At 43.3% G+C, this 26,127-nt stretch carries 15 protein-coding genes and 4 pseudogenes; 14 read left to right on the forward strand and 5 right to left on the reverse strand.

The window, feature by feature from the left end; translation table 11 throughout:
- Nucleotides 1-177: 177 nt before the first annotated feature.
- Nucleotides 178-819 (reverse strand): DUF4126 domain-containing protein, encoded by a 642-nt coding sequence (locus tag NSTCB13_RS34790; protein ID WP_448275577.1) that lies wholly within the window; start codon nt 817-819, stop codon nt 178-180.
- A 650-nt stretch (nt 820-1,469) separates the two neighbouring features.
- Between NSTCB13_RS34790 and metH the strand changes: the two are divergent.
- From metH to NSTCB13_RS34820, 6 genes and pseudogenes are all read left to right on the forward strand, one after another.
- Nucleotides 1,470-4,995 (forward strand): annotated as a pseudogene (gene metH, locus NSTCB13_RS34795) (methionine synthase).
- 419 nt (nt 4,996-5,414) lie between these two features.
- The gene (locus tag NSTCB13_RS34800; protein ID WP_445626228.1) at nt 5,415-6,056 is read left to right on the forward strand and encodes a class I SAM-dependent methyltransferase; all 642 of its coding nucleotides are present in this window, start codon (nt 5,415-5,417) and stop codon (nt 6,054-6,056) included.
- 222 nt (nt 6,057-6,278) lie between these two features.
- Nucleotides 6,279-8,264 (forward strand): molecular chaperone HtpG, encoded by a 1,986-nt coding sequence (gene htpG / locus NSTCB13_RS34805; RefSeq protein ID WP_448275579.1) that lies wholly within the window; start codon nt 6,279-6,281, stop codon nt 8,262-8,264.
- A 171-nt stretch (nt 8,265-8,435) separates the two neighbouring features.
- Nucleotides 8,436-8,672, forward strand: coding sequence for a 50S ribosomal protein L28 (gene rpmB, locus NSTCB13_RS34810; RefSeq protein ID WP_322708983.1), 237 nt, complete (start codon nt 8,436-8,438; stop codon nt 8,670-8,672).
- Nucleotides 8,673-10,070: 1,398 nt separating this feature from the next.
- Nucleotides 10,071-11,699, forward strand: coding sequence for a GAF domain-containing protein (locus NSTCB13_RS34815; RefSeq protein WP_448275581.1), 1,629 nt, complete (start codon nt 10,071-10,073; stop codon nt 11,697-11,699).
- Complete coding sequence (locus NSTCB13_RS34820; protein ID WP_448275583.1) at nt 11,590-13,245, forward strand: GAF domain-containing sensor histidine kinase; 1,656 nt, start codon at nt 11,590-11,592, stop codon at nt 13,243-13,245. The genes NSTCB13_RS34815 and NSTCB13_RS34820 overlap by 110 nt, the downstream gene beginning before the upstream one ends.
- 83 nt (nt 13,246-13,328) lie before the next feature.
- On the opposite strand, the gene NSTCB13_RS34825 is transcribed toward NSTCB13_RS34820, so the two are convergent.
- Complete coding sequence (locus NSTCB13_RS34825) at nt 13,329-14,009, reverse strand: DsbA family protein (RefSeq protein ID WP_448275585.1); 681 nt, start codon at nt 14,007-14,009, stop codon at nt 13,329-13,331.
- Between the two features lie 82 nt (nt 14,010-14,091).
- The gene (locus NSTCB13_RS34830) at nt 14,092-14,460 is read right to left on the reverse strand and encodes a hypothetical protein (protein WP_445626233.1); all 369 of its coding nucleotides are present in this window, start codon (nt 14,458-14,460) and stop codon (nt 14,092-14,094) included.
- A 264-nt stretch (nt 14,461-14,724) separates the two neighbouring features.
- Between NSTCB13_RS34830 and ffh the strand changes: the two are divergent.
- From ffh to NSTCB13_RS34855, 5 genes and pseudogenes are all read left to right on the forward strand, one after another.
- Nucleotides 14,725-16,190 (forward strand): annotated as a pseudogene (ffh, locus tag NSTCB13_RS34835) (signal recognition particle protein).
- A gap of 218 nt (nt 16,191-16,408) precedes the next feature.
- Entirely contained in the window at nt 16,409-16,669 is a 261-nt protein-coding gene (gene rpsP, locus NSTCB13_RS34840; RefSeq protein WP_292783039.1) for a 30S ribosomal protein S16, read from the forward strand.
- Nucleotides 16,632-17,063, forward strand: a complete 432-nt coding sequence (locus tag NSTCB13_RS34845) for a KH domain-containing protein (RefSeq protein ID WP_445626235.1) — start codon at nt 16,632-16,634, stop codon at nt 17,061-17,063. The genes rpsP and NSTCB13_RS34845 overlap by 38 nt, the downstream gene beginning before the upstream one ends.
- Before the next feature lie 352 nt (nt 17,064-17,415).
- Nucleotides 17,416-18,370, forward strand: a pseudogene (locus tag NSTCB13_RS34850) (PhoH family protein).
- A gap of 167 nt (nt 18,371-18,537) precedes the next feature.
- Complete coding sequence (locus NSTCB13_RS34855) at nt 18,538-18,942, forward strand: ChuX/HutX family heme-like substrate-binding protein (RefSeq protein WP_448275587.1); 405 nt, start codon at nt 18,538-18,540, stop codon at nt 18,940-18,942.
- 5 nt (nt 18,943-18,947) lie between these two features.
- Here NSTCB13_RS34855 and NSTCB13_RS34860 read toward each other — a convergent pair whose 3' ends face one another.
- Complete coding sequence (locus NSTCB13_RS34860; RefSeq protein ID WP_448275589.1) at nt 18,948-19,286, reverse strand: carbon dioxide-concentrating mechanism protein CcmK; 339 nt, start codon at nt 19,284-19,286, stop codon at nt 18,948-18,950.
- A gap of 116 nt (nt 19,287-19,402) precedes the next feature.
- Here NSTCB13_RS34860 and NSTCB13_RS34865 point away from each other — a divergent pair, with 116 nt between their 5' ends.
- Complete coding sequence (locus tag NSTCB13_RS34865; RefSeq protein ID WP_448275591.1) at nt 19,403-20,203, forward strand: DUF6816 family protein; 801 nt, start codon at nt 19,403-19,405, stop codon at nt 20,201-20,203.
- Between the two features lie 87 nt (nt 20,204-20,290).
- A pseudogene (locus tag NSTCB13_RS34870) lies at nt 20,291-22,112 on the forward strand (ABC transporter ATP-binding protein).
- Between the two features lie 308 nt (nt 22,113-22,420).
- Here the strand turns inward: NSTCB13_RS34870 and NSTCB13_RS34875 are convergent.
- On the reverse strand, nt 22,421-23,377 hold the full coding sequence (locus NSTCB13_RS34875; RefSeq protein WP_445626241.1) for a hypothetical protein: 957 nt from the start codon (nt 23,375-23,377) through the stop codon (nt 22,421-22,423).
- Nucleotides 23,378-23,896: 519 nt separating this feature from the next.
- Here NSTCB13_RS34875 and NSTCB13_RS34880 point away from each other — a divergent pair.
- On the forward strand, nt 23,897-26,002 hold the full coding sequence (locus NSTCB13_RS34880; RefSeq protein WP_448275593.1) for a M3 family metallopeptidase: 2,106 nt from the start codon (nt 23,897-23,899) through the stop codon (nt 26,000-26,002).
- Nucleotides 26,003-26,127: the final 125 nt, after the last annotated feature.

Consider the following 26,127-nt stretch of genomic DNA (forward strand, 5'->3'; position numbering starts at 1 on the left):
TCAAAGACTCGTCCGCGAGTATCAAAGACTCGTCCGCGAGTATCAAAGACTCATTAATGGAGTTCAAAGGGTGCGCTACGCTTTCGCGCTAACACACCCGAAAACTGCGATCGCCTTATAATAAGGATGTCTACGACGGGCGTAGCTGCGGCACCTATAAAACAAATCCATAACTACTTACCCCAATTCTCTTGATGGAGAGACGGTTTCATTAGTTTGAGAAGATGGTTTATTCAAGAAGAAATTCCAAATTCTTTGAATAGCTATTATTAGAAAACCAATTACAATCGTTCCTGCTACCACTGGTAAAGCTAGCGCCAGCACAGAAAGTCCGATGGCAACGAGCAATTCAATGGTTGACACAACTGGATTGGTTAATCCACCGGAAACGCCAGTAGAACTTATCCGCAATAAATTCGTTAATCCCTGAGTTAATCCTGCGGTTCCACCACCAGCAACTAAAGCTAACGTCCATTGCACCAGTGGATTCATCTCTGGAGCAACAGATGCTGTGACGATTGTCCCGGCGATAAATGCCGCAGGAGTGGCTACAATATCCAGCAGATGATCCAACCAAGGAATGTAATAACCGATAATTTCTAGGGAACAAGCGACTGCAAATACAATTACAGCTTGAGGTGTTTCCACCCAATCAAAGTTAGTCGGCAAATCTAAATGTCCAAAAACTGAAGCCACACTCAATGCTAGCAGTGGTACAAATACTCGAAAGCCAGCCGCCGCACTCAAACTAATCCCCAGTAATAATTCAATAAATGTATTTAGATTAAACAAAGAATTTAAATCCATAGTAAGACTCAAGTTATACTCCTGGTGTTTTTTCCATCTTTGAGCTGAACGGAGTAACAACTCTAAGCTGTAATCCCAAGATAAGAAACTTGATGAAAATATTTCATCTGACTATGTGTAGAATCAGTGAAACCCTACCTATGTCAATACTGCGTAAGTTTTGCCTAAAAAATAACTCCAATGTAGGTTGCGTTTCGTTCATCAACCCAACATTTTCAGGGCTTTGTTTGTGAGCCAGCGACCTCTAGAGTAATATCATGTCCGCATAATTAGTTATACTAACCACAGTCATTACACCCTACCCGCCGATGCTTTGGCTACGGTGTACACACAAGTCACCAGTTTTATCCCAATACGCTTGGGATAAGTCAGAAACCCCTCATGTAGAGACGCGATTTATCGCGTCTAAAAGACTGACACGTTAGAGAGACGCGATAAATCGCCGTCTCTACAAAGAATGGACTCGTCAATTATTCCTTGACAGCTTTTGCATAATTCTTTCCTCGCCAACCTTGAGAAATCAGGCCAAAATGAGCGAATAGTAAGTTTCAGCAAAACAGACTTTATTAAAAGGATGCCGAAAATATCACAATCTTGGAAAATAATAAAGTAAGTCGAGTATCACATGACTCACTTGATATCCTCATTTATTCTAGGAAAATATGACTCATTCTTTCCTTGAACGCCTGCGTAGTCCAGATAGCCCAGTCCTCGTCTTCGACGGGGCGATGGGAACCAACTTACAAACCCAAAACCTGACTGCTGAAGACTTCGGCGGCCCGCAGTATGAAGGTTGTAATGAATATTTAGTCCACACGAAACCGGAAGCTGTCGCTAAGGTTCACCGCGACTTCCTCGCTGCTGGTGCAGATGTCATTGAAACCGATACCTTTGGCAGCACGTCTCTGGTGCTGGCAGAATATGACTTGGCAGACCAAGCCTACTACCTCAGCAAGACAGCCGCAGAATTGGCGAAGCGTGTGGCTGCGGAATTTTCCACACCTGAAAAACCCCGGTTTGTGGCAGGTTCCATCGGCCCGACAACGAAACTTCCTACCTTGGGACATATTGACTTTGACACCATGAAAGCAACTTTTGCCGAACAAGCAGAGGCGCTGTGGGATGGTGGTGTTGATTTATTTATTGTGGAAACTTGCCAAGATGTGCTGCAAATTAAAGCGGCGCTGAATGCCATTGAAGAAGTGTTTGCCAAAAAAGGCGATCGCCGTCCGTTGATGGTGTCTGTGACAATGGAAAGCATGGGCACAATGTTGGTAGGTTCCGAAATCAGTGCTGTGCTGACAATTTTGGAACCTTACCCAATTGACATTCTCGGTCTAAATTGTGCCACTGGCCCAGACTTGATGAAACCACATATCAAGTATCTATCAGAACATTCACCTTTTATAGTTTCTTGTATTCCCAACGCGGGTTTACCTGAAAACGTTGGCGGTCAAGCGCACTACCGCCTGACACCGTTGGAATTACGGATGGCGCTGATGCATTTTGTTGAAGATTTGGGTGTCCAAGTGATTGGGGGTTGCTGTGGGACGCGTCCAGAACACATTCAACAATTGGCAGAAGTCGCTAAAGGTTTGAAGCCAAAAGTTAGACAGCCAAGTTTAGAACCAGCAGCAGCATCAATTTACACCACTCAGCCTTACGAGCAAGATAATTCTTTCTTGATTGTTGGCGAACGTCTCAACGCCAGTGGTTCCAAGAAGTGCCGCGATTTGCTTAATGCCGAAGATTGGGATGGACTGGTGTCAATGGCGAGGGCGCAAGTCAAAGAAGGCGCACACATCCTTGATGTTAACGTCGATTATGTCGGACGCGACGGCGTGCGAGATATGCACGAATTAGTTTCGCGCATTGTTAATAATGTGACATTACCTTTAATGCTTGACTCCACCGAATGGGAAAAGATGGAGGCGGGTTTAAAGATTGCCGGTGGTAAGTGTTTGCTGAACTCCACCAACTACGAAGATGGGGAACCGCGCTTTTTGAAGGTGCTGGAGTTAGCGAAAAAGTACGGTGCTGGTGTAGTCATTGGTACTATTGATGAAGACGGGATGGCACGGACAGCCGAGAAAAAGTTTGCGATCGCCCAACGCGCATACCGTCAAGCTGTAGAATACGGCATACCACCCACAGAAATATTCTTTGATACCCTAGCGTTACCCATTTCCACCGGGATTGAAGAAGACCGAGAAAACGGTAAAGCCACAATTGAAGCGATTCGGCGGATTCGTCAAGAATTGCCTGGATGTCATGTGATTTTGGGTGTTTCCAATATTTCCTTTGGTTTGAATCCAGCAGCGCGGATGGTGCTGAACTCGGTGTTTTTGCACGAGGCGACGACGGCGGGAATGGATGCAGCCATTGTCAGCGCTAACAAAATTTTACCGCTCTCGAAGATTGACGAACGCCATCAAGAAATTTGTCGGCAGTTGATTTATGATGAGCGGAAGTTTGAGGGTGATGTTTGCGTTTACGATCCTTTGGGAGAGCTTACCACAGTATTTGCTGGGGTGACAACTAAGCGCGATCGCTCTTTAGATGAAAGTCTCCCTATCCCAGAACGTCTCAAGCGTCATATCATCGACGGCGAACGCATTGGCTTAGAAGAACATCTCAAAAAAGCCTTAGAAGAATATCCCCCCTTGGAAATTATCAACACCTTCCTGCTAGATGGGATGAAAGTTGTCGGGGAATTATTCGGTTCTGGACAAATGCAGCTACCCTTCGTCTTGCAATCAGCAGAAACCATGAAAGCGGCGGTAGCGTTTCTCGAACCGTTCATGGAAAAATCCGAATCAGGTAACAATGCCAAAGGAACCTTTATCATTGCCACAGTCAAAGGCGATGTCCATGACATTGGTAAAAACTTGGTAGATATCATCTTGTCCAACAACGGCTACAAAGTGATTAACCTGGGAATTAAGCAGCCAGTAGAAAACATTATCAACGCTTACGAACAGCACAAAGCTGATTGTATAGCCATGAGTGGTTTGCTGGTAAAATCCACCGCCTTTATGAAAGAGAACTTGGAGGTATTCAACGAAAAGGGAATTAGTGTCCCCGTGATATTAGGTGGTGCAGCATTGACTCCCAAGTTTGTCTATGAAGATTGCCAAAATACCTATAAAGGTAAAGTTGTTTATGGCAAAGATGCTTTTTCAGACTTGCACTTCATGGATAAATTAATGCCAGCAAAGGCTACTGGTAACTGGGAAGATTTGCAAGGATTTTTGAATGAAGTCGAAACGGCTGAATCGACTAATGGTCACAAAGAAGCAAAAGCTAAGACTGCTGAAGAAACATCTGCTGAACCAAAAGAAGTAGATACGCGGCGTTCTGATGCTGTGGCGATAGATATTGAACGTCCCACACCGCCTTTCTGGGGAACGAAATTATTGCAGCCTAGTGATATTCCCATCGAGGAAATATTCTGGCATTTAGATTTACAAGCTTTAATTGCTGGGACAATGGCAATTCCGCAAACCAAAGGAACAATCTAAGGAAGAATATCAGGCTTTCTTGGCTGAGAAAGTGTACCCAGTTTTAGAAAGTTGGAAACAGCGAATTATTGAAGAAAATCTGTTGCATCCCCAAGTTATTTACGGGTATTTCCCTTGTCAAGCCGAGGGGAATTCTCTACATATATATGACTCAGAAAACCAATCACAACAGGTAGCAACTTTCGAGTTTCCCAGACAAAAGTCGTTAAGGCGGCTGTGCATAGCAGATTTCTTTGCACCAAAGGAGTCAGGAATCATTGATGTCTTTCCAATGCAAGCCGTGACTGTAGGGGAGATTGCCACAGAGTTCGCTCAAAAGCTGTTTGCTGCCAATCAATACACCGATTATCTGTATTTCCACGGTATGGCAGTGCAGATGGCGGAAGCTGTAGCTGAATGGACACACGCCAGAATCCGCCGAGAGTTAGGTTTTGCTGCTGAAGAACCCGACAATATTCGGGATATGTTGGCACAACGCTATCGTGGTTCCCGGTATAGTTTTGGCTATCCAGCTTGTCCCCACATTCAAGACCAGTACAAGCAACTGGAGTTATTGCAGACTGACAGGATTAACTTGTATATGGATGAAAGCGAACAACTTTATCCAGAACAGTCTACCACTGCGATTATTACCTATCACCCGTTAGCCAAATACTTTAGCGCGTAGAATCCTACTCGTTAACTCAATACGCTTGATGTTAGTGATATTTTACCCTTAAAGATCCCCCTTTAAGGACTCTCTCCTTCTAGGCTACGGTGTGCATACAAGTCCTTCTCACCCCCTCTAACTCCCCCTTGCTAAGGGGGAGAACCGGATATTTCCCCCCTTAGCAAAGGGGAGAACCGAATATTTCCTCCCTTAGCAAAGGGGAGAACCAAATATTTCCCCCCTTTGCAAGGGGGGATTAAGGGGGGTAAATCCAGAGTTTGGCCTTCATTACCAAGATGTGTGTAAACCGTAGCCTTCTAGGAGATGTATTGTATACAAACGAAACAAGGTACTGTTACTTTGCTGATTTTTCCGGGAATCCTGTAGTTGTATACCCACCAAATTTATTAATCTCTCAGCTTAGGTAGGCAAGTTTTATGCAACTCATCACCTCCTTAGATATTAGAAATTCAGAATATTTATCCAAAAATCGCCTCATCAGTTATCATCACCAGTTGCGTCTAATTTTTTCGCTGGGTAATCAGGTAAAAAACGTTTTGGAAATTGGGATTTTTAATTCTCTGTTAACAGACATCTTGAAGAATAATGGATACAACGTCTCCACTGCTGATGTTGACCCCAGCCTCAAACCAGAAATAATTTTGGATTTGACTACAGATTTTTCCTTACCAAAAGATAAATTTGATGCGATTGTCCTGTTTCAAGTGCTGGAACACTTTCCTTACGAACAGTCAGAAGAAGCATTGAGAAAACTTGCTATTGCAACTAAGAAATTTTTGGTGATTTCGATTCCCTATTGCACTCAATACCTCTCGTTGCAGGTGAAAACCTCTTTCTCAGGTAGACCAAGGCATTTACTATTCAATGTGCCAAAATTCTGGAGTACAACGCCAGTCTGTGACGAACACTGCTGGGAAATGGGTTTAAAAGGATATCCGAAAACGCGGATTTTAAACTCTGTTGCCAAAGCTGGGTTAACTGTTAAGCAAGAATTTATCGATCCCACTTATCCATACCATTATTTTTTGGTGCTGGAAAAGAATTCTAGTAATACTTAAACAGCAATCTGTGGGGAGTGGGGAGTCAAAAGTAGGGAAATCCGAATCAGAAAATGGGGGCAAACAATGCTCAAAAAAGGTGCGATCGCCTAAGTTATGCTTTTAAAATCCTAATTGGTATCATGTTCTCCTGTGTTCTCCGGGTTTATCCTGGAAAGCAGAGGTTTAGGCTATATTAGCCACTATCATCATTTCAGATACTAACATCGAAAATTACCAATTATGCTAGAACAAGGCACTATCAGTATTCATACTGAGAATATTTTCCCGATCATCAAGAAGTCGCTTTATTCAGATCATCAAATCTTCTTGCGGGAACTGGTATCCAACGCTGTAGACGCCATCCAAAAGCTAAAAATGGTATCCCGCGCCGGCGATTATGCTGGAGACATCGGCGAACCAGAAATTGAAATTGCCATTGACAAAGATAAGAAAACTCTATCAATTTCCGATAACGGTATCGGGATGACCGCAGATGAAGTTAAGAAATATATCAATCAGGTTGCCTTCTCTAGTGCGGAAGAATTTATTCATAAGTATGAAGGCAAATCAGATCAACCGATCATCGGCCACTTCGGTCTTGGTTTCTACTCTTCTTTTATGGTGGCGCAAAAGGTAGAAATTGATACCCTATCCTATCAAGAAGGGGCACAGGCGGTTCACTGGACTTGTGATGGTTCCCCAGCTTTTACTCTCGAAGAATCTTCTCGGACAACTCGCGGTACTACTATTACTCTCAGCCTGCAAGGGGAAGAAGAGGAATTTCTCGAATTAGCACGGATTAAGAATCTTGTCAAGACATACTGCGACTTTTTGCCAGTTCCAATTAAACTAGATGGCGAAGTATTAAATAAGCAAAAAGCACCGTGGCGAGAGTCTCCGAGTAATCTGACTAAAGAAGATTATTTAGAGTTTTACCGCTATCTGTATCCTTTTCAGGAAGAACCTTTGTTATGGGTACATCTAAATACAGACTATCCCTTTATCATCAACGGAATTCTGTATTTCCCGAAAATGCGACCGGATGTAGATGTTACCAAAGGGCAGATCAAGCTATTTTGCAATCAAGTTTTTGTTAGCGACAACTGCGAAGAAATTATCCCGCAATTTCTGATGCCGATGCGGGGTGTGATTGATAGTACCGATATTCCCCTAAACGTATCGCGGAGTGCCTTGCAAGGCGATCGCACCGTGAAGCGAATTGGTGATTACATAGCCAAAAAAGTAGGCGATCGCCTCAAAGAACTTTTCCGCGACAACCGCGAACAATACATTAGTGCCTGGAAAGACCTCGGTACTTTCGTAAAATTCGGCGTTCTCAACGACGAGAAATTCAAAAAACAAATCGAAGATATCATCGTCTTCCGCACCACCGCCAAGCTGACAGAAAAACCTGCTGCTGAAACTCCAGTGGTTGAAGTCCAATCTTCAGACGGCGATGCTTGGCAAGATGTCACTCCTTCACCCAGTTCTGACTCAGCACCCAGCGCTCCCTATACTACGCTGAAAGAGTATCTAGAACGCAACAAAGAACGCAACGAAAACCGGGTTTTCTACAGCACCGATGAAGCAACCCAAGCTACATACATAGAACTGCACAAAAATCAAGGCTTGGAAGTCCTGTTTATGGACTCCTTCATCGACACCCACTTTATCAACTTCCTAGAGCGGGAATATCAGGATGTTAAGTTTACGCGGGTAGACTCAGATTTAGATAATACTCTGCTAGAACAAGATAAAGATAAGGAAATTGTCGATCCCAAGACGAATAAAACTCGGAGTGAGACGATCAAAGAGTTATTTGAGAAATCCCTCAACAAACCCAAACTCAACATCCGTACCGAAGCTTTGAAATCAGACGATCCTCAAGGAACACCACCTGCGATCGTGCTTTTACCAGAAATTCTCCGCCGCCTGCGGGAAATGAACGCCATGATGCAGCAGCAGTCAGCAGAGTTTCCCGAAGATCACATTTTACTGGTGAATACTGCTCACCCACTGATTCAAAATCTGGCTAATTTGAACCAAGGTAGTATCATTCAAAGTAACGGTGAATCGTCTACAGATCAGTTAGTCAACTTGATTTGCCAACACGTTTACGATTTAGCGCTGATGTCTCAGAAAGGATTTGACGCTGAGGGAATGAAATCCTTCGTCGAGCGATCGAATGAGGTACTCACTAAGCTGACGGAACAAGCGAGTAAATAGTGCTGAGTGGGAAGTTAGGAGTTAGGAATTAGGAGTTAGGAGTTATTTCTCCCCTGCTTCCCCTGCTCCCTGCCCCCTGCCCCCTGCTCCCTGCCCTCATCTCTCCACTTCTGCTGCCTAAGACCTAAAATGGAAAGGCTGTATTAAAATAACAATCTGGAGATAGTAGCTATGTCCCGTCGCTGTGAACTAACTGGTAAGAAGGCAAATAACGCTTATTCTGTTTCCCACTCCCACCGCCGTACTAAACGCCTTCAGCACGCTAATTTGCAAGACAAGCGGGTTTGGTGGGAAGCTGGAAATCGCTGGGTAAGACTAAAGTTGTCTACCAAAGCAATTAAAACCCTACAAATTAATGGGTTAGAAGCAATGGCAAAAAAAGCTGGCATTAACCTAAATCATTACTAAGTAATCTGGATTTCATAACCTGAAACTTTTGTAGTAGCGTGGCAAGCCTTAAATGTTGCAATAAATTTTCTTGTGGGGACGGGTGTCCTCAACCGTCTGGGCGGGCAAGATGCCCACCCCACAAGAGCTAAATTTTATGCACTATTTTAACGTGAGTTCGACAAGCCCTTTTTTGACCTCTCTCCCAACCCCTCTTGGACACCCAGAGGGGAGCCAAAACCCTAATTTCTCGTTGCTCCTCCCTTTCCCTGTGGGAGAGGGAGGTTGTCCGGGAGAGGTTCATCGAACTCACGTTATTTTAGCCTTGCCACGCCAGTAGGTTGCAATATAGGTGATTTGTGGGGGCGCACAGCTAGCTAGCTGTGCGCCTCTAGTGTTTATTACATCTTGAGTAGCAGGCAGGCTCTCTATATTTCAATACAGTTCAGTTAAGCATTTTTTCCTTCTCTTTGCATCCTTCTCTACAAGATGCTGCGCGTTGGCAAAAGCCTGTGGCAAGCCGCTCTGCGTCTACGTTAAAAAAATTGACTTTGACAAAGGATTTCAGTTTTACAGCAGTTTTCATGTATTTGAACCACATCTGTCGTCAGGGCACAGTATTACTCATAGGTGTCAACTTCAGCTAGAAATAGCTTATCTGTTGGCTTCCATGCCCACCCGGAAATAAATTTTCTGGCTTTTAGCTTAAGTCTACTGAAGTAGACTGGAGATTTTTGGCGATATTTAGTCATCTTCAGATGACTTTAGCGATGAGACGGGAATTTTAATTCCCGGCGGACAAGCGGTTTGGCGTTAAGTTCACACCTATGAGCATTGCTGTGCCCCTACCGCGTGGTCTATTTACCTGAAAATAGCTGTAACCCAAGCGTATTGCTCTATATTTTGAATTCTGTTGCTAGTAAGAGAGAAATATAGGAATCCATTTTGATTTGGAGAACTAACTTGATTTTTTAGGCAAAAGGCAAGAGCAAAAAGACTCTTGGAATTATACTGAGCTTTTTGAAGCAATCAAGATGAGTTCTTTATGTAATTTTTACACTACGGATAAATTCCGGTGTTTCTGAATAAAAATACTTACCATTTTTCTATTTTTCATAATTGAAGTTAGACGGCTCTCCACCCAAAATTAATTATGAATTGATTTTGTAATCGCTCGACACTCTTAACAAGAGGCCGAAATAGAGATTAACTGAATAAATAGAAAAACTGCCTGACCTCAAACAACTATCAACGAGGCAATAGAACCCTTATTAATAGAGTTATACGAGGAAATCCAGAAACTAAAAAACGCACAGTAAACTAAAAGTAATCAAGACTCTCCAATAACTAAGACTAGTTGAGCAATTACAAATAAACAAGGGAATACTGAAAATAGGTAGTCTATTTTATTTATAATTTATGACAACGAACAGTTATGAAGCGTCGAACCACTTAGATCGGCAAGAGTGTCACAAACAGCTACAGCTAACGGTTCAATATCAAAAAATATTGGCGAGGATTCTGGCTAAGATTCGCGCATCTGTAAATATAGAATCTCTCTGTTCGACTTCTTGTCAAGATATTTGTCGGCAATTGAAGATTGAGCGAGTTGCAATCTACCGTTTCAATGAAGATTGGAGCGGTAGTTTTCTCAATCGTTTTGGCTTTGCAGAACATCCTTGGGATGCATTGACTGCCTTTGGACAGGATTTAGTTTGGGAAGATTCACATTTGCAAGAAACTCAGGGAGGGCGATATCGCAAAAATGAGCCGTTTGCTGTAGCTGATATTTACGATGCAGGGCACGCTCGTTGTCATATTGAAGTATTAGAACAGTTTCAGATTCGGGCGTATGCGATCGCACCCATCTTCATCGGGCCAAAATTGTGGGGAATGCTGGCAGCCTATCAACACTCCGCTCCTCGGCAATGGTATCCTCACGAAGTTGAATTTTTCGCTCAAGCTGCCAGCCATCTTGGTGTGGCAATGCAGCAGACAGAAACCCTAGAACAAACCAAACAACGCACAGCAGAACTGCAAGATGCGATCGCGCGGCAACGGGCTTTGACGGAAGTGGTAGGAAATATTCGCTCCTCTGTAAATACCGAAATTATTCTAGATACTGCCTGTCAAGAACTTTGCAAACTCCTGAAGTTAGAGCGGGCAGCAATTTACCGCTTTAATGAAGATTGGAGCGGTGAATTTGTCAGCCAATTCGGGATGGTAGAGGCGCAGTGGGATAGAATCAATCCTTTTGGCAAAAATCTCGTTTGGGAAGATGCCCACCTCCAAGAAACGAAAGGTGGACGCTACCGCAATAACGAAAGTTTTGTTGTCAACGACATCTACCAAGCCGGACACTCGCGTTGTCATATCGATATTTTGGAGCAATTTAAGATTCGGGCATATACCTTAGCACCCATCTTCATCGGCCCAAAACTGTGGGGACTGATAGCAGCATATCAGCATTCCGGGCCGCGTCAATGGGCAAATTACGAAGTGGAGTTTCTCGGACAAGTAGGGGCACAATTGGGAGTCGCGATTCAGCAAGCCGAGAATTTAGCTCAGTCGAAACAACAGGCAGTTGCTCTCAAAGATGCGATCGCAAGGCAACGAGCATTAACTGAAGTGGTTGGGAAAATTCGCTCCTCTTTAAATATTGATTTAATTCTAAAAACTACTTGCCAAGAAGTATGTAAACTGCTACGAGTTGAGCGGGTTGGCGTTTATCGCTTCAATCAAGACTGGAGTGGCGAATTCGTCAGTAATTTCGGTATGGTTGAGGCACACTGGGACAGTATCAATCCCTTTGGCAAAAATCTCGTTTGGGAAGATACTCACCTTCAAGAAACCAAAGGCGGACGCTACCGCAACAACGAAAATTTTGCTGTAGAGGATATTTATCAAGCTGGGACACTCGCGCTGTCATCTCGATATTTTGGAGCAGTTCAAAATTCGCGCTTATGCGTTAACCCCAATTTTTGTAGGACGGAATTTGTGGGGATTGTTAGCTGCCTATCAGCATTCCGCACCGCGCCAGTGGGATAGTGTGGAAGTGGAATTTTTGGGACAGGTTGCTAGCCAACTAGGAGTGGCACTGCAAAGTTCTCAAATGGTGACTCAAATTCAAACTCGCGCTGATGAACTGCAACAATCGGCTGAACAGCGCCGAATTTTATTTGATTTAGTCGTCAAAATTCGGGAATCTTTGGATTTAGAGACGATCCTTAAGACTACAGTACAGGAAGTTAGGCGATCGCTAAATACAGATCGAGTTGGCATTTTCCGCTTCGATCCGAATGTCGGTTTTTGCAGCGGTGAATTTATTGCTGAAGATGTCTTACCCAAGTTCGATTCTGCCCTCGCCGTGAAGGTGCAAGACTATTGCTTTGGCGATCAATATGCACCGCAATATCGCCAAGGGCAAGTGCAAGTAATATCTGATGTCAACAGCGTTGGCTCCAAAGTACCTCATCTGGATATAATTGAGCGATTCCAAGTCAAAGCACAGATTATTGTGCCATTGATGGAAGGGGATGAACTGTGGGGGTTGTTGTGCATTCACCAATGCACCCATACACGTCATTGGGAAGAAGCGGAATTGGAATTTGTCACCCAAGTGGCGGCTCAACTCAGCGTAGCACTGCGTCAAGCCAATTTATTTCAACAATCCAGTTTGCTGGGTCAAACTCGTGAAGAAGCGAATCAACTCGCCCAAGCACTGAATGAACTGCGTACTGCCCAAATGCAAATTATCCACGCTGAAAAAATGGCCAGTTTGGGGCAATTGGTGGCGGGAGTTGCCCATGAAATTAATAACCCGATTAATTTTATCCACGGCAACTTAGAACACGCTCATCAATACACGCAAGAATTGCTTCGCTATGTGCAACTTTATTGGCATCATTATCCTGATGCCGCACCAGAAATCCAAGAGTTCTTCAAAAAAGCCGAAATAGCGTATTTGGTCGAGGATTTACCTCAATTATTCCAGTCCATGCAGGTCGGCACTGAACGCATTCGGGAAATTGTCACATCTTTGCGGAACTTCTCGCGCCTAGACGAAGCTGACTTCAAACCAGCAAATATTCACGAAGGCATCGACAGTACATTAATGATTTTACAAAACCGTTTGAAGTCCTCAGCTGATAGTCTCACCATTCATGTGAGCAAAGATTATGGTACTTTACCTCTAATAGAATGCTATCCCGGTCAGTTGAATCAGGTATTTATGAATTTGCTGTCCAATGCCATTGATGCTCTAGAAGAACGAACCACAAAGGAATCTTCTGAAGCACTGGCAAAAAACCCCTGCAAAATCCGAATTTCTACCTCCCTGCTCAATAAAGATTGGATTGTCATTCGCATCGCCGACAACGGACTTGGCATAGATGAAAAAGTCCTCTCTCGACTGTTCGATCCATTTTTTACTACTAAGATTGTCGGTAAAGGTACAGGTTTGGGACTGTCTATCAGCTATCAAATAGTTACAGAAAAACACAACGGTAAAATATACTGTCAATCTGAACTTGGCAAAGGTACAGACTTTGTGATTGAGTTGCCGATCCGTCAGGTAACAAATAAAAAACAGTAGCTAAAGTCAACGGATCAGACCAGGAATAAGTATAGAGGCAAAGTGATGATTTTTACGCATTTATCTGAAAAATTATCACTTTTTTACTCGGCACTCACTACTGTTTTAGTAACAGCATTATTACATAATTGTTTTACCTTTTCTGTTACCCAATCAACACGATCCTTTCCCCAAAACCTCTCACCTTCGACTACCCAAGTCGGGACTCCGGGACAGCCAAACTGTTCGTATTCTGCCAAAGCTGCCACTGCTGCAAGTTTTGCTGCTTCGCCGTGGATTAATTCAAGAATGCGATCGCCATTCAACCCAACATCATTTGCAACTTTCTTAATCACAGGCTCATCGTTAACATCAAGTTGGTCAATGTACGTCGCTCGAAAAAACGCCGCATCAAGCAGATGCTCCTTTCCGGTTCCACAAGCAGCGTAATAGGCTCTCGCGGGAAGTTCTTCACGACCAAACTTCATTTTCTGCCAGCGCTTGACCCACCTAGCAAATTCTTCAAACTCCTTGAGTTGTATTTCAATGCCATACTTTTTTGCCCAACGCAGACAATCTTCTTTGTGATAGGACGATAACACGGCGGTTTCACTTCGTCCTTGGAGATCGGCTACCTTTATCCCGCGCTCCTTCGGTATGTAAATTGGTCGTCGTTCAATATCAACAGGTAAACCCTGCAAAGCTTTTTCGGCAAGAGCAATACCAATATATGAATTTGACGAGTGGTATATCGAGTATGAGTATACTTTGATTCGCTGCGACATCTTGGCTACCGTAGCTACCTAACTCATAAATAATTTTTGAATTTATTTTTGCTGAAGCTTGTCAATTATACCTAGAATCAAGTCAAAGAGAAAGACTTTCCCAGTAATTTAATGCCCATTCAAATGAACGCTTATCAAACCTTTTACTAATTTGATATATCTCTTCCCAAGAATATACTTTTTTTGAAACTCTCTCTTGTGTGCCTGCTAAGTTGGAGATTACTATGTAGTATTTACCTCGTCCATGAACCTGCTTTTTGACTGTATCTACTACTCTACCTGCTGGTCTAAAAGTTATTTGAACATCATCAAGTGCTGGTTGCTTGCTCAGTGTTACTGCGGGATGACCTTCTGAGCATACACAGTCTCCTTCATCTTCAGGGTCTTGTTTATCCTTGAAAAGAGTCCACTGATGCCCAAAATCACACATATATGCTCTATATTCTTTCATATATTTTTGCTCTCCTACACTTTCTTAACTATTCACACTAAAGTACTTACTTCATCTGTAGTGTTGGCATTTTCCCTTTGAAAAAATCAAAATTTCCACCTAAAGGACAGTTTGCCAGTTCAATAAAGGAAGGTATCTGATTGCTACAGTCGCGGTGAAAAATACTAAGCTGGTAGATAGCACGTTAAAACTTTAGCGGAAATTCGCGATCGCATTCATCGGCGGTTTAGAGTTCCACATTGGCGAACTACCTGTAATTACATTATGTTTGATGCATTATCTGACCGTTTAGAAGCCGCCTGGAAAAAACTGCGGGGACAGGACAAAATTTCTCAATCCAACATTCAAGATGCATTGCGCGAAGTGCGCCGCGCCCTGTTGGAAGCAGATGTCAATCTCCAGGTAGTCAAAGATTTTATTAGCGAAGTCGAAGCCAAGGCACAAGGAGCCGAGGTGATTACCGGCGTGCGACCTGACCAACAGTTCATCAAAATTGTTCATGATGAGCTGGTGCAGGTGATGGGAGAAGAAAATGTTCCCATCGCAGAAGCCCAGGAACAGCCTACCATCGTGTTAATGGCTGGGTTGCAAGGTACTGGTAAAACCACAGCTACCGCTAAGTTAGCCTTACATTTGAGAAAATTAGAGCGTAGCTGCTTGTTGGTGGCGACAGACGTATATCGCCCAGCAGCGATCGATCAGTTGCTAACGTTGGGTAAGCAAATTGACGTACCAGTATTTGAACTAGGAAGCGATGCCGATCCCGTAGAAATTGCAAGGCAAGGTGTAGAACGCGCTAGGGCAGAAGGTGTCAACACAGTAATTATTGATACTGCTGGACGCCTGCAAATTGACGAAGATATGATGGCGGAATTAGCCCGCATCAAAGCAACTGTCCAACCCGATGAAACTCTGTTGGTGGTGGACGCGATGACTGGTCAAGAAGCAGCCAATCTTACCCGCACCTTCCACGAACAGATTGGAATTACTGGAGCGATTCTCACCAAATTAGATGGTGATAGCCGTGGTGGTGCTGCGCTTTCGGTGCGAAAGATTTCGGGAGCGCCGATTAAATTTGTGGGCGTGGGTGAAAAAGTCGAGGCACTGCAACCGTTTTATCCCGATCGCATGGCATCGCGGATTCTCGGTATGGGCGATGTGCTAACTCTGGTAGAAAAAGCCCAGGAAGAGTTTGACTTAGCCGATGCTGAGAAAATGCAGGAGAAAATTTTGTCAGCGAAGTTTGACTTTACTGACTTTCTCAAGCAGTTGCGGATGCTAAAGAACATGGGTTCTCTGGGAGGCTTGATCAAGATGATTCCAGGGATGAACAAGCTTTCAGACGATCAACTCAAGCAGGGAGAAACCCAGTTAAAGCGCTGTGAGGCGATGATTAACTCCATGACTCGCCAAGAACGCCACGACCCCCCGATTTATTAGCCAGTTCTCCCAGTCGGCGGCGGCGGATTGCTGCTGGCTCAGGCTATAGAGAGTCAGATGTCAGCAAACTGGTGGGTGATTTCCAAAAAATGCGATCGCTCATGCAGCAAATGGGTCAAGGTAGCTTCCCTGGAATGCCGGGAATGTTCGGCGGTGGCGGCATAGGCAACGCCTTCGCTGGTGCTGGTAATCGTCCCGCAGCCCCCGGATGGCGAGGGTATGATGGTGCCTCAGCCACAAAAAAGAAAAAACCCAAAGATAAAAAGAAAAAAGGCTTTGGCAATCTTTAGTCATTCGTCATTAATAACCAATAACAAAGGACAAATGACAAAGGACTAATGACAAATAGCAGCAAATGCTAGGCAGTGCTAAAATTAGCATTTCGACCTCAGAATTTATTAGCAGAGGAAACTAACCCTTAATTTCTCGGCAGCAGCCAAATTTAGGTTACTTCCTCACCAATTAGTTGCTAACTAATATCTAACTACAGGAGAATGATTCTTCAACCATGATCAAACTGCGCTTGAAACGATTCGGTAAAAAGCGGGAAGCAAGTTACCGCATTGTCGCTATTAACAACCTTGCTCGCCGCGATGGCCGTCCCTTAGAAGAATTGGGATTTTATAACCCCAGAACTGATGAAGTGCGACTAGACGTTCCCGCCATCGTCAAGCGACTACAACAAGGCGCTCAACCTACTGACACCGTTCGTCGCATTCTAGTAAAAGCTAATGTTTTTGAGCAGGTCAGTGCAACAGCCGCATCATAATTTGAAAACAAAACTCCCAACAGCTAGCCCCAACTATGTTGAGCTGGTTCGGTTTTTGGTACAACCGTTTTTGGAATCTCCAGAAACATTAAGCGTCGATTGTGAAATTTCTCAGACCCTCAATCGGGTTTGGGTTCGCATCGCCTTTGAAAGCACAGATAAAGGAAAAGTGTTTGGTCGAGGGGGACGCAATATTCAGGCGATTCGTACAGTAATTGCCGCAGCCGCAGCCGCAGCTGGGCAATCAATATACCTGGATATCTACGGCAGCACCACGCCGGGCCGCGAGGGTATGTCTTTTGATGAAGAGACAGAAGAGCGATCGCCACCGCCGACTAAGAGAGAACCGCGAAATGATGGGCCTAAACCCATTGTTAAACCACGCCTCCGCTAGGTTGAAACCAGAGAGTAAATCTGAGCGGTTGTTGTTACCTCCGCTCAGAATTTTTATAAAAATGGAAAGTAACAAAAAGATTTTTAAATCTTTTTTTGAACTCTTCACCAGTAGGGGCTATGCCCTCACCCCCAGCCCCTCTCCCATGTTGGGAGAGGGGAGTAAATTCTCCAGTTCCCCTTCTCCCAAGATGGGAGAAGGGGTTAGGGGATGAGGGCAAGCTGTACGCCCCTACGGACAATTAATCTGTTGCAAATCTTTTTCACAATGTAGGTAATAAAAGCATAATTTCGCCATTAGCGAGAAAAATTAACCTTTGTCAAATACAGATCCTCACCAATTAAGAAATACTATGGCAGGTGCCTTAACAATTCAGCTGCCGAATATTACCAGTGCGATCGCTCTCGCTGGAGATGGAGAAGAAAATCTCAAAATCCTATCTCGGCAAACAGGAGCCGCTTTAGTACTACGCGGACAGGAATTAGTGATTTCTGGTACTGAAAAGCAAATTGATTTGGCCTCTCGATTAGTGCGATCGCTTGAAGACCTCTGGATTAAAGGCAATACTATTTCCAGTGCGGATATTTTAACAGCCCGTCAAGCCATAGATAGCGATCGGCAAGGGGAACTGCAAGATTTACAGCGAAATGTCCTCGCCAAAAGTCGCCGGGGTGAAGAAGTCCGTGCCAAAACCTTCCGCCAGCGCCAATATATTGACGCACTCCGCAAACGCGATCTCACCTTTGGCATTGGCCCTGCTGGTACCGGCAAGACTTATCTCGCTGTTGTTGTCGCTGTCCCAAGCACTCCTTGCTAACCAATTTGAAAAGCTAATCTTAACTCGCCCTGCCGTCGAAGCTGGTGAAAAACTCGGTTTTTTGCCTGGAGACTTACAACAGAAAGTTAATCCCTATCTTCGCCCACTTTACGATGCTATTTATGAATTCATCGATCCAGAAAAAGTACCTAGTTTAATGGAACGCGGTGTGATTGAAGTCGCACCACTAGCCTATATGCGGGGACGCACCCTCAATAACGCCTTTGTAATTGTAGATGAAGCTCAAAATACTACACCTGCTCAGATGAAAATGGTTTTGACTCGTTTGGGTTTCCGTTCGCGGATGGTGATTACAGGCGACATGACACAAACTGATTTACCACTTCACCAACAATCAGGTTTAGGAGTGGCTTTACAAATTTTAAAACACGTTGAAGGTATTGCCTTTTGTGAATTTTCCCAAAGAGATGTTGTACGCCATCCTCTAGTTCAGCGTATTGTTGCTGCTTATGAACAATATGAAAAATAGTCATTAGTCATTGGTCATTGGTCATTAGTAAAAAAATTAAGAAATGACAAATGACAAATACTTCTCTACGAGAGGCTGCGCCAACGACTTCGCTCAGTACAAGTGACAAATGACAAATGACAAATACTTCGACTTCGACTTCGCTCAGTACAAGTGACAAATGACAAATGACTACAACATTAAAAGAATTTTTAGAAGCTTGCGAGACTTTGGGAACTTTGCGTTTAATTGTGACTAGCAGCGCTGCTGTATTAGAAGCACGAGGCAAAATAGAAAAATTATTTTATGCAGAATTACCTAAAGGTAAGTATGCGAATATGCACACCGAAGGCTTTGAGTTTCACTTGAATATGGATAAAATCACTCAGGTGAAATTTGAAACAGGTGAAGCGAAAAGAGGTAACTTTACAACCTATGCCATTCGGTTTTTAGATGATAAACAGGAGTATGCTTTAAGCCTCTTTTTACAATGGGGTAAACCAGGAGAATATGAACTAGGACAAGTGGAAGCTTGGGAAACTTTAAAACAGAAGTATGGGGAAGTTTGGCAACCTTTACCAGCAGAAATTTAATACAGCTAAACTGATAGGGGTGGAGGAAATCGGATATCTGCACTGAACTGCTCGATATTAACGCTGCGATGAATCGGTAAAACATATTCTAAATTTTCGTGAGGGCGGGGAATAATGTGATTAGAAAGTACCTCGCCACCGTTAACTCGCAGCACCGCCTTTAATCCTGCTGTCACTGCTACATTCACCTCGCCTATAGCTCCTCGAATTAAAACAGTAATTCGTCCCAAATCAGTGTTTTCATAACCAACAAGGGTTACACGGGCAGCTTTACACATAGCATCTCCCACTTCCACTGCTGTGGGAACGCCATAAACTTCAATCATGCCTAATGCCAATGTCATGCTATCACTATAAATTCGGGATAGGGCTAATTATCTCACTACAAAGTTTTAATTTATTACAGAAAATTATTTAATTTTTAATCGATAAACAATAACCATTAAATACAAAACTGCTAATGCTTGTAATGAAGGTAATTTGGAGTTTTTGCTTGCTGTTTTTATTCCTTGTGTGGGGTGGTGAAGCTTTTGCAGGAGAGTTGTCTCAAAGGTTAGCAAATTTTCCCCAATGGGAAAAACTAACTTCAGTGCAACCGGCTTCAGGTGATTTAGTTTACCCTGAATGGATGGCTGGAACTTGGAAAGTTACAAGTACCTTAGTAGATTTAGCTGCGCCTTTAGCACCAGAGATTGTAACTCCAGGATTTGAAGGTAATCGCCGACAATTAAATCAACCTGTGAGTTTTGTAGTAAGATTTGTGAAACAGCAACCATCTATTTCTGGATTAAAAATACTTCCTCAGATAGGTTACAAATCCCCAATTTTAGTAGCGGATAGAGCGTTTAATAGCTTGAATTTGGCAAGAGCTTATTTAGGGGATAAAGCAGTGTTATCAGTCAAAGTAGATCCAGATTCACCTAATCGTCAAATTACGTTCTTGCGTAGCAGTCGCCAACTAGTTTCTATTGTGACTGCACGTGCTACAGAAACTACTCCTGATGGCAAGTTCATCACCACAGAAGTGTTTCAACAACTATTTAAAGGCGGTTCGCGCCCCTATTTAAACTCTGTAGAATCGACTACGGCTTATCATCAAGTTTCAACATCTAATCCGGCGATTGAAGCAGATCAAGTTACTGCTGTCTATCTTTCACCCCAAGATCCAGATTACTTTAAAGCTGGTTCTCGACCAGTTGCTCTCTATCGCTATCGCCTCGAATTTTTCCCTCAAGAGCTACCAACTACTCCCAAAGAGTGATTTGTCATCTATCTCTTGATCGCTTTGTAATACAGTTGTAGTATATAAATTCCAAGTTTTCGATCGCGCTCTTGGACGGTGTGCATCATGGCCAAATTTCAAGATATTGTCAATTACTTTCGCTCTTACTGGAAAGTGAGTGTTTTCAGTATTACAGCATCCAGCGTTTACGAAATTATTGATTTGGTTGTTCCTTATGCGATCGGGCAGATATTAAACGTTTTGTCTGCTCAACCCTTGGACAAACCACTTCAAAGTGCGATCGCAACTTTTTCGGATATCACCAATTACCCAGTTAATAAAACTCTATATTTAGGTGTATTACTGGGTTTAATTTTCGTTGTCACCGTAGTGAGAGCGCCAACACAACCCTGGTTAACCAATTGGTTTCATTGGGATATAGCTTTCAGGGTCGCGTCGAGAAAAAAACGAAACAGCGATCGCTAAAGTTCTGACTCTGCCACTAGAATTTTATGATGAAAATAACCCTGGACGCATTGCCGGCAGAGTAGCTAGAGGTGTTGCTAACCACACTTGGGTATATCCCGAAGTTACCGGACAGTTGATTCCTAAACTGGCTCGTGTGCTGGGTATTTTTGTGTTTATCTTGTTCATTGAGTGGCGGATTGCAATTTTATATCTAATTTCCTTTGTAATTATTCTCAGCTTCAGCTTGAGGAGTTTACAACAGCTCATTAGGTACGAAAGTCGTCTAGATAAGTATGCAGAGGACACCGAAAGTCGCACTTCCGAATTAATCACCAATATCAAAACGGTAAAAGCATTTGCTACAGAAGCTAGGGAACTGAAGCGGCAAAAGCAACGTTTGGATCGAGAACTAACGGTGCTTGATTATCGCATCCACAAAGGTTATACGATATTGGGTACTTGGCAAAGAACCGTAATTCAGTTTTGTGTATTTACAATTCTGGGTTTGACTTTAGCAGCAACAGTAAATGGGAAAATTTCTCTCGGCCACTTTGTCATGACCTTAACTCTTTCTAGCATGGCTTATGCCGAATTAGAACCTATTGGTAGCTTGGCAGAAGTTTTTGCCCGTCGTTATTCTTCTATGCTGCGGTTTCACGAATTTCTCCAAGAGCCAACTGCATCCGATTCAGCTAGTCTTTTAGAAGAAAGCTACCAGACAGAATCACCTTATAAATTTACTGGAAAAGTTGAGTTATCTCATATTAGTTTTGGATATGATGCCAACCGTCAAGTTTTGCAAGATATTAACTTGTTGATTGAGCCATACCAAACGGTGGCATTAGTGGGGCGCTCCGGTTCTGGTAAGTCTACTTTAGTGAAATTGCTGTTGCGATATTTTGAACCTCAAGCAGGCCAAATTCTGATTGATGGTCAAGATATTCGCACTTTGGATGTGGGTAAGTATAGACGAAGGCTAGCGATCGTTCACCAAGAAGTAGACGTTTTCAACGGTACTATCTTGGATAACCTCACCTACGGCAGACCAAATGCCACTTTCGAGCAGGTTCAGGAAGCCTGTAGAATTGCTAGAGTCGATGAAGTAGTGCAGCACTTACCCAAAGGTTATTACACTGTCGTGGGAGAACGAGGTGTCAGGTTATCTGGAGGACAAAGACAACGTTTGGGAATTGCTAGAGCGTTGTTAGTGGAACCAGACGTGCTGGTTTTTGACGAAGCTACCTCTAGTTTAGATTATGAGTCTGAGCGTTCAATTCAGCTAGCGATGCGATCGATTCAAGGCACTTGCACCACCATTGTTATTGCCCACCGTTTAAGCACAGTCCGGGAAGCTGATAAAATTGTCGTTCTAGAGCAAGGAAAGATTGTAGAAATGGGTAGCCACGATGAACTCTTGCGTCACGAGGGTATTTACCGCCGCTTGCACTCCCTACAAGAAACAGGAGAACTTCTGAGTTAGGGGACATACACATTTTGGATTGGCCCCACAAATGAATCCGCCTGATTAAATCGACTTTATTCACAATAAGGTCGATTTTTTATAGATATCTTCAGAAATTAAATATGTGTTATCTAAAACTCTTTCGCGCCTATTCGGTGGTATAACTAATATTATCAAGTGGGGAATTTGCTCCTATTCCCCAAGAAAAGCGTTAGCCATTGAAATTAGTTTTACGCCCTTTCGTGAAGCGTGATAAGTAAAGTAAATAATCCATTCCCTACTGCTGGAATACTAATCACTAATCGAAGTCTTCCAATCAGAAAAAACTAAGATTTGCTCTTATCTGCTTCTTTCTGTGCCGCCTCACTGTATTTTTTATAAAGTTGAGTACGAATTTTAGCTTCTTGATAACGGCTGTGGGTTTGTGGTACAGTACTCATTAAATCTGAAGCCCGTTGCCACTTAGCAGCAATCTCTAACCACTGAGTTGAGGTTGTAGCTGTTTTTCCAGATGCAGAAGCTTGGTTGGCAATTCGCACAGATATTTGAAATGGATCGTCAGAAGGCTCAGAAAAGCTATTGTTAGAAGCGCGAGATGATGTTTGGGCTTTGCTATCTTTAGTGTTTTCTGTAGTTAAAGATTTGGAAGTTTCTGGTTGTATTAGGTTTTTCAATTTATTACCTAGCTGGGCATAAACAACCCAACTAAGCAATAACAGCGAGCATAAACCAGCTGCTGCTAATATCTTTGTTTTAGGTTTATTTTTGTATTTTTCTTTGTTGATGAGTACTAAAGGACGAGAAACTTGAGTTTTCGGATAATTTGGTTTTCCTAGTTCAGCTTGAGCTTCTGTGAAATCTTTAATTAATTGCTTTACAACATTTGGCTGAATTAATGTAATTTCCTGTGACCAAAGCAATTGATTTTCGCGATCGCTATCTATTTCTTTTAACCATAGCAATTGTTGTTCTCGAACAATCCGACTGTTGATTTTAACACGGCGAATGTGACGCGGGGCGATAGACTCAAGAATTTGCTGGATTTGTTCTACCAGAGGAGATTGCTCAAGTTGTTCTACTTTAGCTGCCTCGCACAGAATTTGTAAGACACCATCAGAAAAAATGGCTCTAGTTCTGACACAAGACTGGGCTAGCTTTTCGTTCAATAGCTGAATAATCGCCGCAACGCTGCCTTGGTGAGCTTGCCAAGCGATATCGTTTATCCGGTCTACCACCTGAAATTTAGTGATAGCTCTTCCACCCTGAGTGATTAACGTATTCATTAATTTAGGGACTCTTTTTTACTGACCTCGATCTTGTCTTCGATTTTACGAGTAAAAAGATGAGTTGCCAAATAATATCATAAATATGGAAATCTGGAGCCTTCCTTTTTGGTTTGCTAAGGACGCTTGCTGATGCTCAGTTAATTTGTACGCTTCTGAGCCTTGAAAACGTGCAATTCTCCGGCTGAAACTCTGCTTTTCAGGTAAGGCCCATGCTGACAGAGGAGTTACCTGTTTGACATAATACACGATCGTGTCTTTTTGCGTAGGCATCGCCTTTAATCAGAGTGAGGTAGGTGAATACACTCTGTTCCCAATGCGAAGCGCCGACGAGCAAGCGATCGCAAAGTTCATAAACTAAACAAAATAGTCGTATCGGGATACTTTTGTGAGGAATTATCGTTTTTTTTAGCTTTTTGCCACAATGGCAATACCAAATAGCACAGCGATCGTTACATTAGAAGATATATAAATAAAAATCAACAATGATTTTTTTTCGTTCGCAGTTCACACAAAATCATGAGTGCAAGTACCATTATTTCCGATAATCCCTTACTCCAAGGCACTGGTTTACCTCAATTTACAGAGATTAAACCAGAACGAGTAGTACCCGCCTTCAATCAGCTGCTAGCAGAACTTGACCAGCAACTTGCCACTTTAGAAGCTAATGTACAGCCGACTTGGAGTGGTTTAGTAGAACCCTTAGAAAAGCTGACGGAACGGCTTACCTGGAGTTGGGGGGTGGTAAATCATTTAATGGGTGTTAAAAATAGCCCGGAACTGCGCGAAGCTCATGAAATCGTACAGCCACTAGTCGTACAATTTATCAACAAACTCGGTCAAAGCCAACCCATCTACAATGCTTTTAAGGCACTCCGTAGCAGTGATAATTGGGCAACTTTAGAATTAGCTCAACAGCGCATTGTGGAAGCCGCCATTCGAGATGCAGAACTTTCTGGTGTTGGCTTAAAAGGAGAGATAAGAGACCGTTTCAACGCCATTCAGATGGAGTTGGCAGAACTTTCTACTAAATTCTCTAACCATGTACTTGATGCTACGAAAGCCTTTAGCTTAACCCTGACAACAAAAGCGGAAATTGACGGTTTACCACCAAGTTTGGTGAGTTTAGCTGCTCAAGCTGCACGTGCGGCAAAAGAAGAGAACGCCACACCAGAAAATGGCCCTTGGCGCATTACTTTAGACTTTCCCAGTTACGGCCCTTTCATGCAGCACAGCACCCGTCGAGATTTGCGCGAACAGCTCTACAAAGCTCATATCACTCGCGCTTCTAGTGGCGATTTAGATAATAACCCGTTAATTGTGCGTATTTTGGAGTTACGGCAAGAACTCGCAGAGATACTTGGCTTTAAAAGTTTTGCCGAGTTGAGCCTTGCAAGTAAAATGGCTCCTAATGTTGAGGCAGTCGAAGCACTATTAGAAGAACTACGCCAAGCCAGTTATGATGCTGCTGTCAAAGACTTAAAAGAACTTCAAGCTTTTGCTGCATCTTATGGAGAAGAATATCAAGATTTAAAACATTGGGACATCAGCTTTTGGGCAGAACGCCAACGAGAAGCAAAATTTGCCTTTACCGCTGAAGAATTACGTCCCTATTTTCCCCTTCCCCAAGTGCTAGATGGCTTGTTTGGACTTGTTAAGCGGCTATTTGGTGTTACAGTAACCCCTGCCGATGGTCAAGCCCCAGTATGGCATGAAGATGTCCGTTATTTCCAAATAGCCGATGAAACTGGTTCTCCTATTGCTTATTTCTACTTAGATCCCTATAGCCGTCCAGCAGAAAAACGTGGTGGTGCTTGGATGGATGTATGCATCAATCGTGGCAAAACTGAAAATGGTGCAACTGCCATCCGGTTGCCTGTGGCTTATTTGATATGTAACCAAACTCCTCCAGTAGATGGCAAGCCGAGTTTGATGACTTTCTATGAAGTAGAGACTTTGTTCCACGAGTTTGGTCACGGATTGCACCACATGCTTACCAAGGTTGACTATGCTGGAGCCGCAGGTATCAATAATGTGGAATGGGATGCAGTGGAACTACCCAGTCAGTTTATGGAGAACTGGTGTTATGAGCGACCGACTTTGTTTGGTATGGCTAAACATTACGAAACTGGAGAAGCCCTACCAGAGCATTATTATCAAAAGCTGCTAGCGGCGCGTAATTATATGAGTGGTACTGGTATGTTACGGCAAATTCACCTTAGCAGTGTTGATTTAGAACTACACTACCGCTATCGTTCCGGCAGCAATGAAACTCCAGCAGATGTGCGTCATCGCATAGCTAAGACTACTACTGTTTTACCACCACTTCCAGAAGATTCAATATTGTGTTCTTTTGGGCACATTTTTGAGGGTGGCTATGCAGCAGGTTACTACAGTTATAAATGGGCTGAAGTCCTTAGTGCTGATGCTTTTGCCGCTTTTGAAGAAGCTGGGCTAGAAAATGAAGAAGCTATAAAAGCTACAGGTCGGCGTTATCGGGATACGGTATTAGCACTCGGTGGTAGCAAGCATCCAATGGAGGTGTTTAAAACTTTCCGGGGTCGTGAACCAAGTACGATCGCTTTGCTCAGGCACAATGGTTTAGTAAGTGCTGCTGCAAACTAAGTAACACATCTGTGGAGATGTTGTATTGCAACGTCTCTACACCAAAATTTTTGCTTATACCAATTCAATTAATGATTGCAACACATCTGGCGTCAAGTAAAGACGCGATGAATCGCGTCTCTACA

The sequence above is a fragment of the Nostoc sp. DSM 114160 genome (assembly GCF_053470305.1).

What these genes read in the sequence shown, in the direction of transcription:
- NSTCB13_RS34800 (WP_445626228.1), top strand. Translation starts at nt 5,415, where the DNA reads ATGCAACTCATCACCTCCTTAGATATTAGAAATTCAGAATATTTATCC.
- htpG (WP_448275579.1), top strand. Translation starts at nt 6,279, where the DNA reads ATGCTAGAACAAGGCACTATCAGTATTCATACTGAGAATATTTTCCCG.
- rpmB (WP_322708983.1), top strand. Translation starts at nt 8,436, where the DNA reads ATGTCCCGTCGCTGTGAACTAACTGGTAAGAAGGCAAATAACGCTTAT.
- NSTCB13_RS34815 (WP_448275581.1), top strand. Translation starts at nt 10,071, where the DNA reads ATGACAACGAACAGTTATGAAGCGTCGAACCACTTAGATCGGCAAGAG.
- NSTCB13_RS34825 (WP_448275585.1), bottom strand. Translation starts at nt 14,009, where the DNA reads ATGTCGCAGCGAATCAAAGTATACTCATACTCGATATACCACTCGTCA.
- NSTCB13_RS34830 (WP_445626233.1), bottom strand. Translation starts at nt 14,460, where the DNA reads ATGAAAGAATATAGAGCATATATGTGTGATTTTGGGCATCAGTGGACT.
- rpsP (WP_292783039.1), top strand. Translation starts at nt 16,409, where the DNA reads ATGATCAAACTGCGCTTGAAACGATTCGGTAAAAAGCGGGAAGCAAGT.
- NSTCB13_RS34845 (WP_445626235.1), top strand. Translation starts at nt 16,632, where the DNA reads ATGTTTTTGAGCAGGTCAGTGCAACAGCCGCATCATAATTTGAAAACA.
- NSTCB13_RS34855 (WP_448275587.1), top strand. Translation starts at nt 18,538, where the DNA reads ATGACTACAACATTAAAAGAATTTTTAGAAGCTTGCGAGACTTTGGGA.
- NSTCB13_RS34860 (WP_448275589.1), bottom strand. Translation starts at nt 19,286, where the DNA reads ATGACATTGGCATTAGGCATGATTGAAGTTTATGGCGTTCCCACAGCA.
- NSTCB13_RS34865 (WP_448275591.1), top strand. Translation starts at nt 19,403, where the DNA reads ATGCTTGTAATGAAGGTAATTTGGAGTTTTTGCTTGCTGTTTTTATTC.
- NSTCB13_RS34875 (WP_445626241.1), bottom strand. Translation starts at nt 23,377, where the DNA reads ATGAATACGTTAATCACTCAGGGTGGAAGAGCTATCACTAAATTTCAG.
- NSTCB13_RS34880 (WP_448275593.1), top strand. Translation starts at nt 23,897, where the DNA reads ATGAGTGCAAGTACCATTATTTCCGATAATCCCTTACTCCAAGGCACT.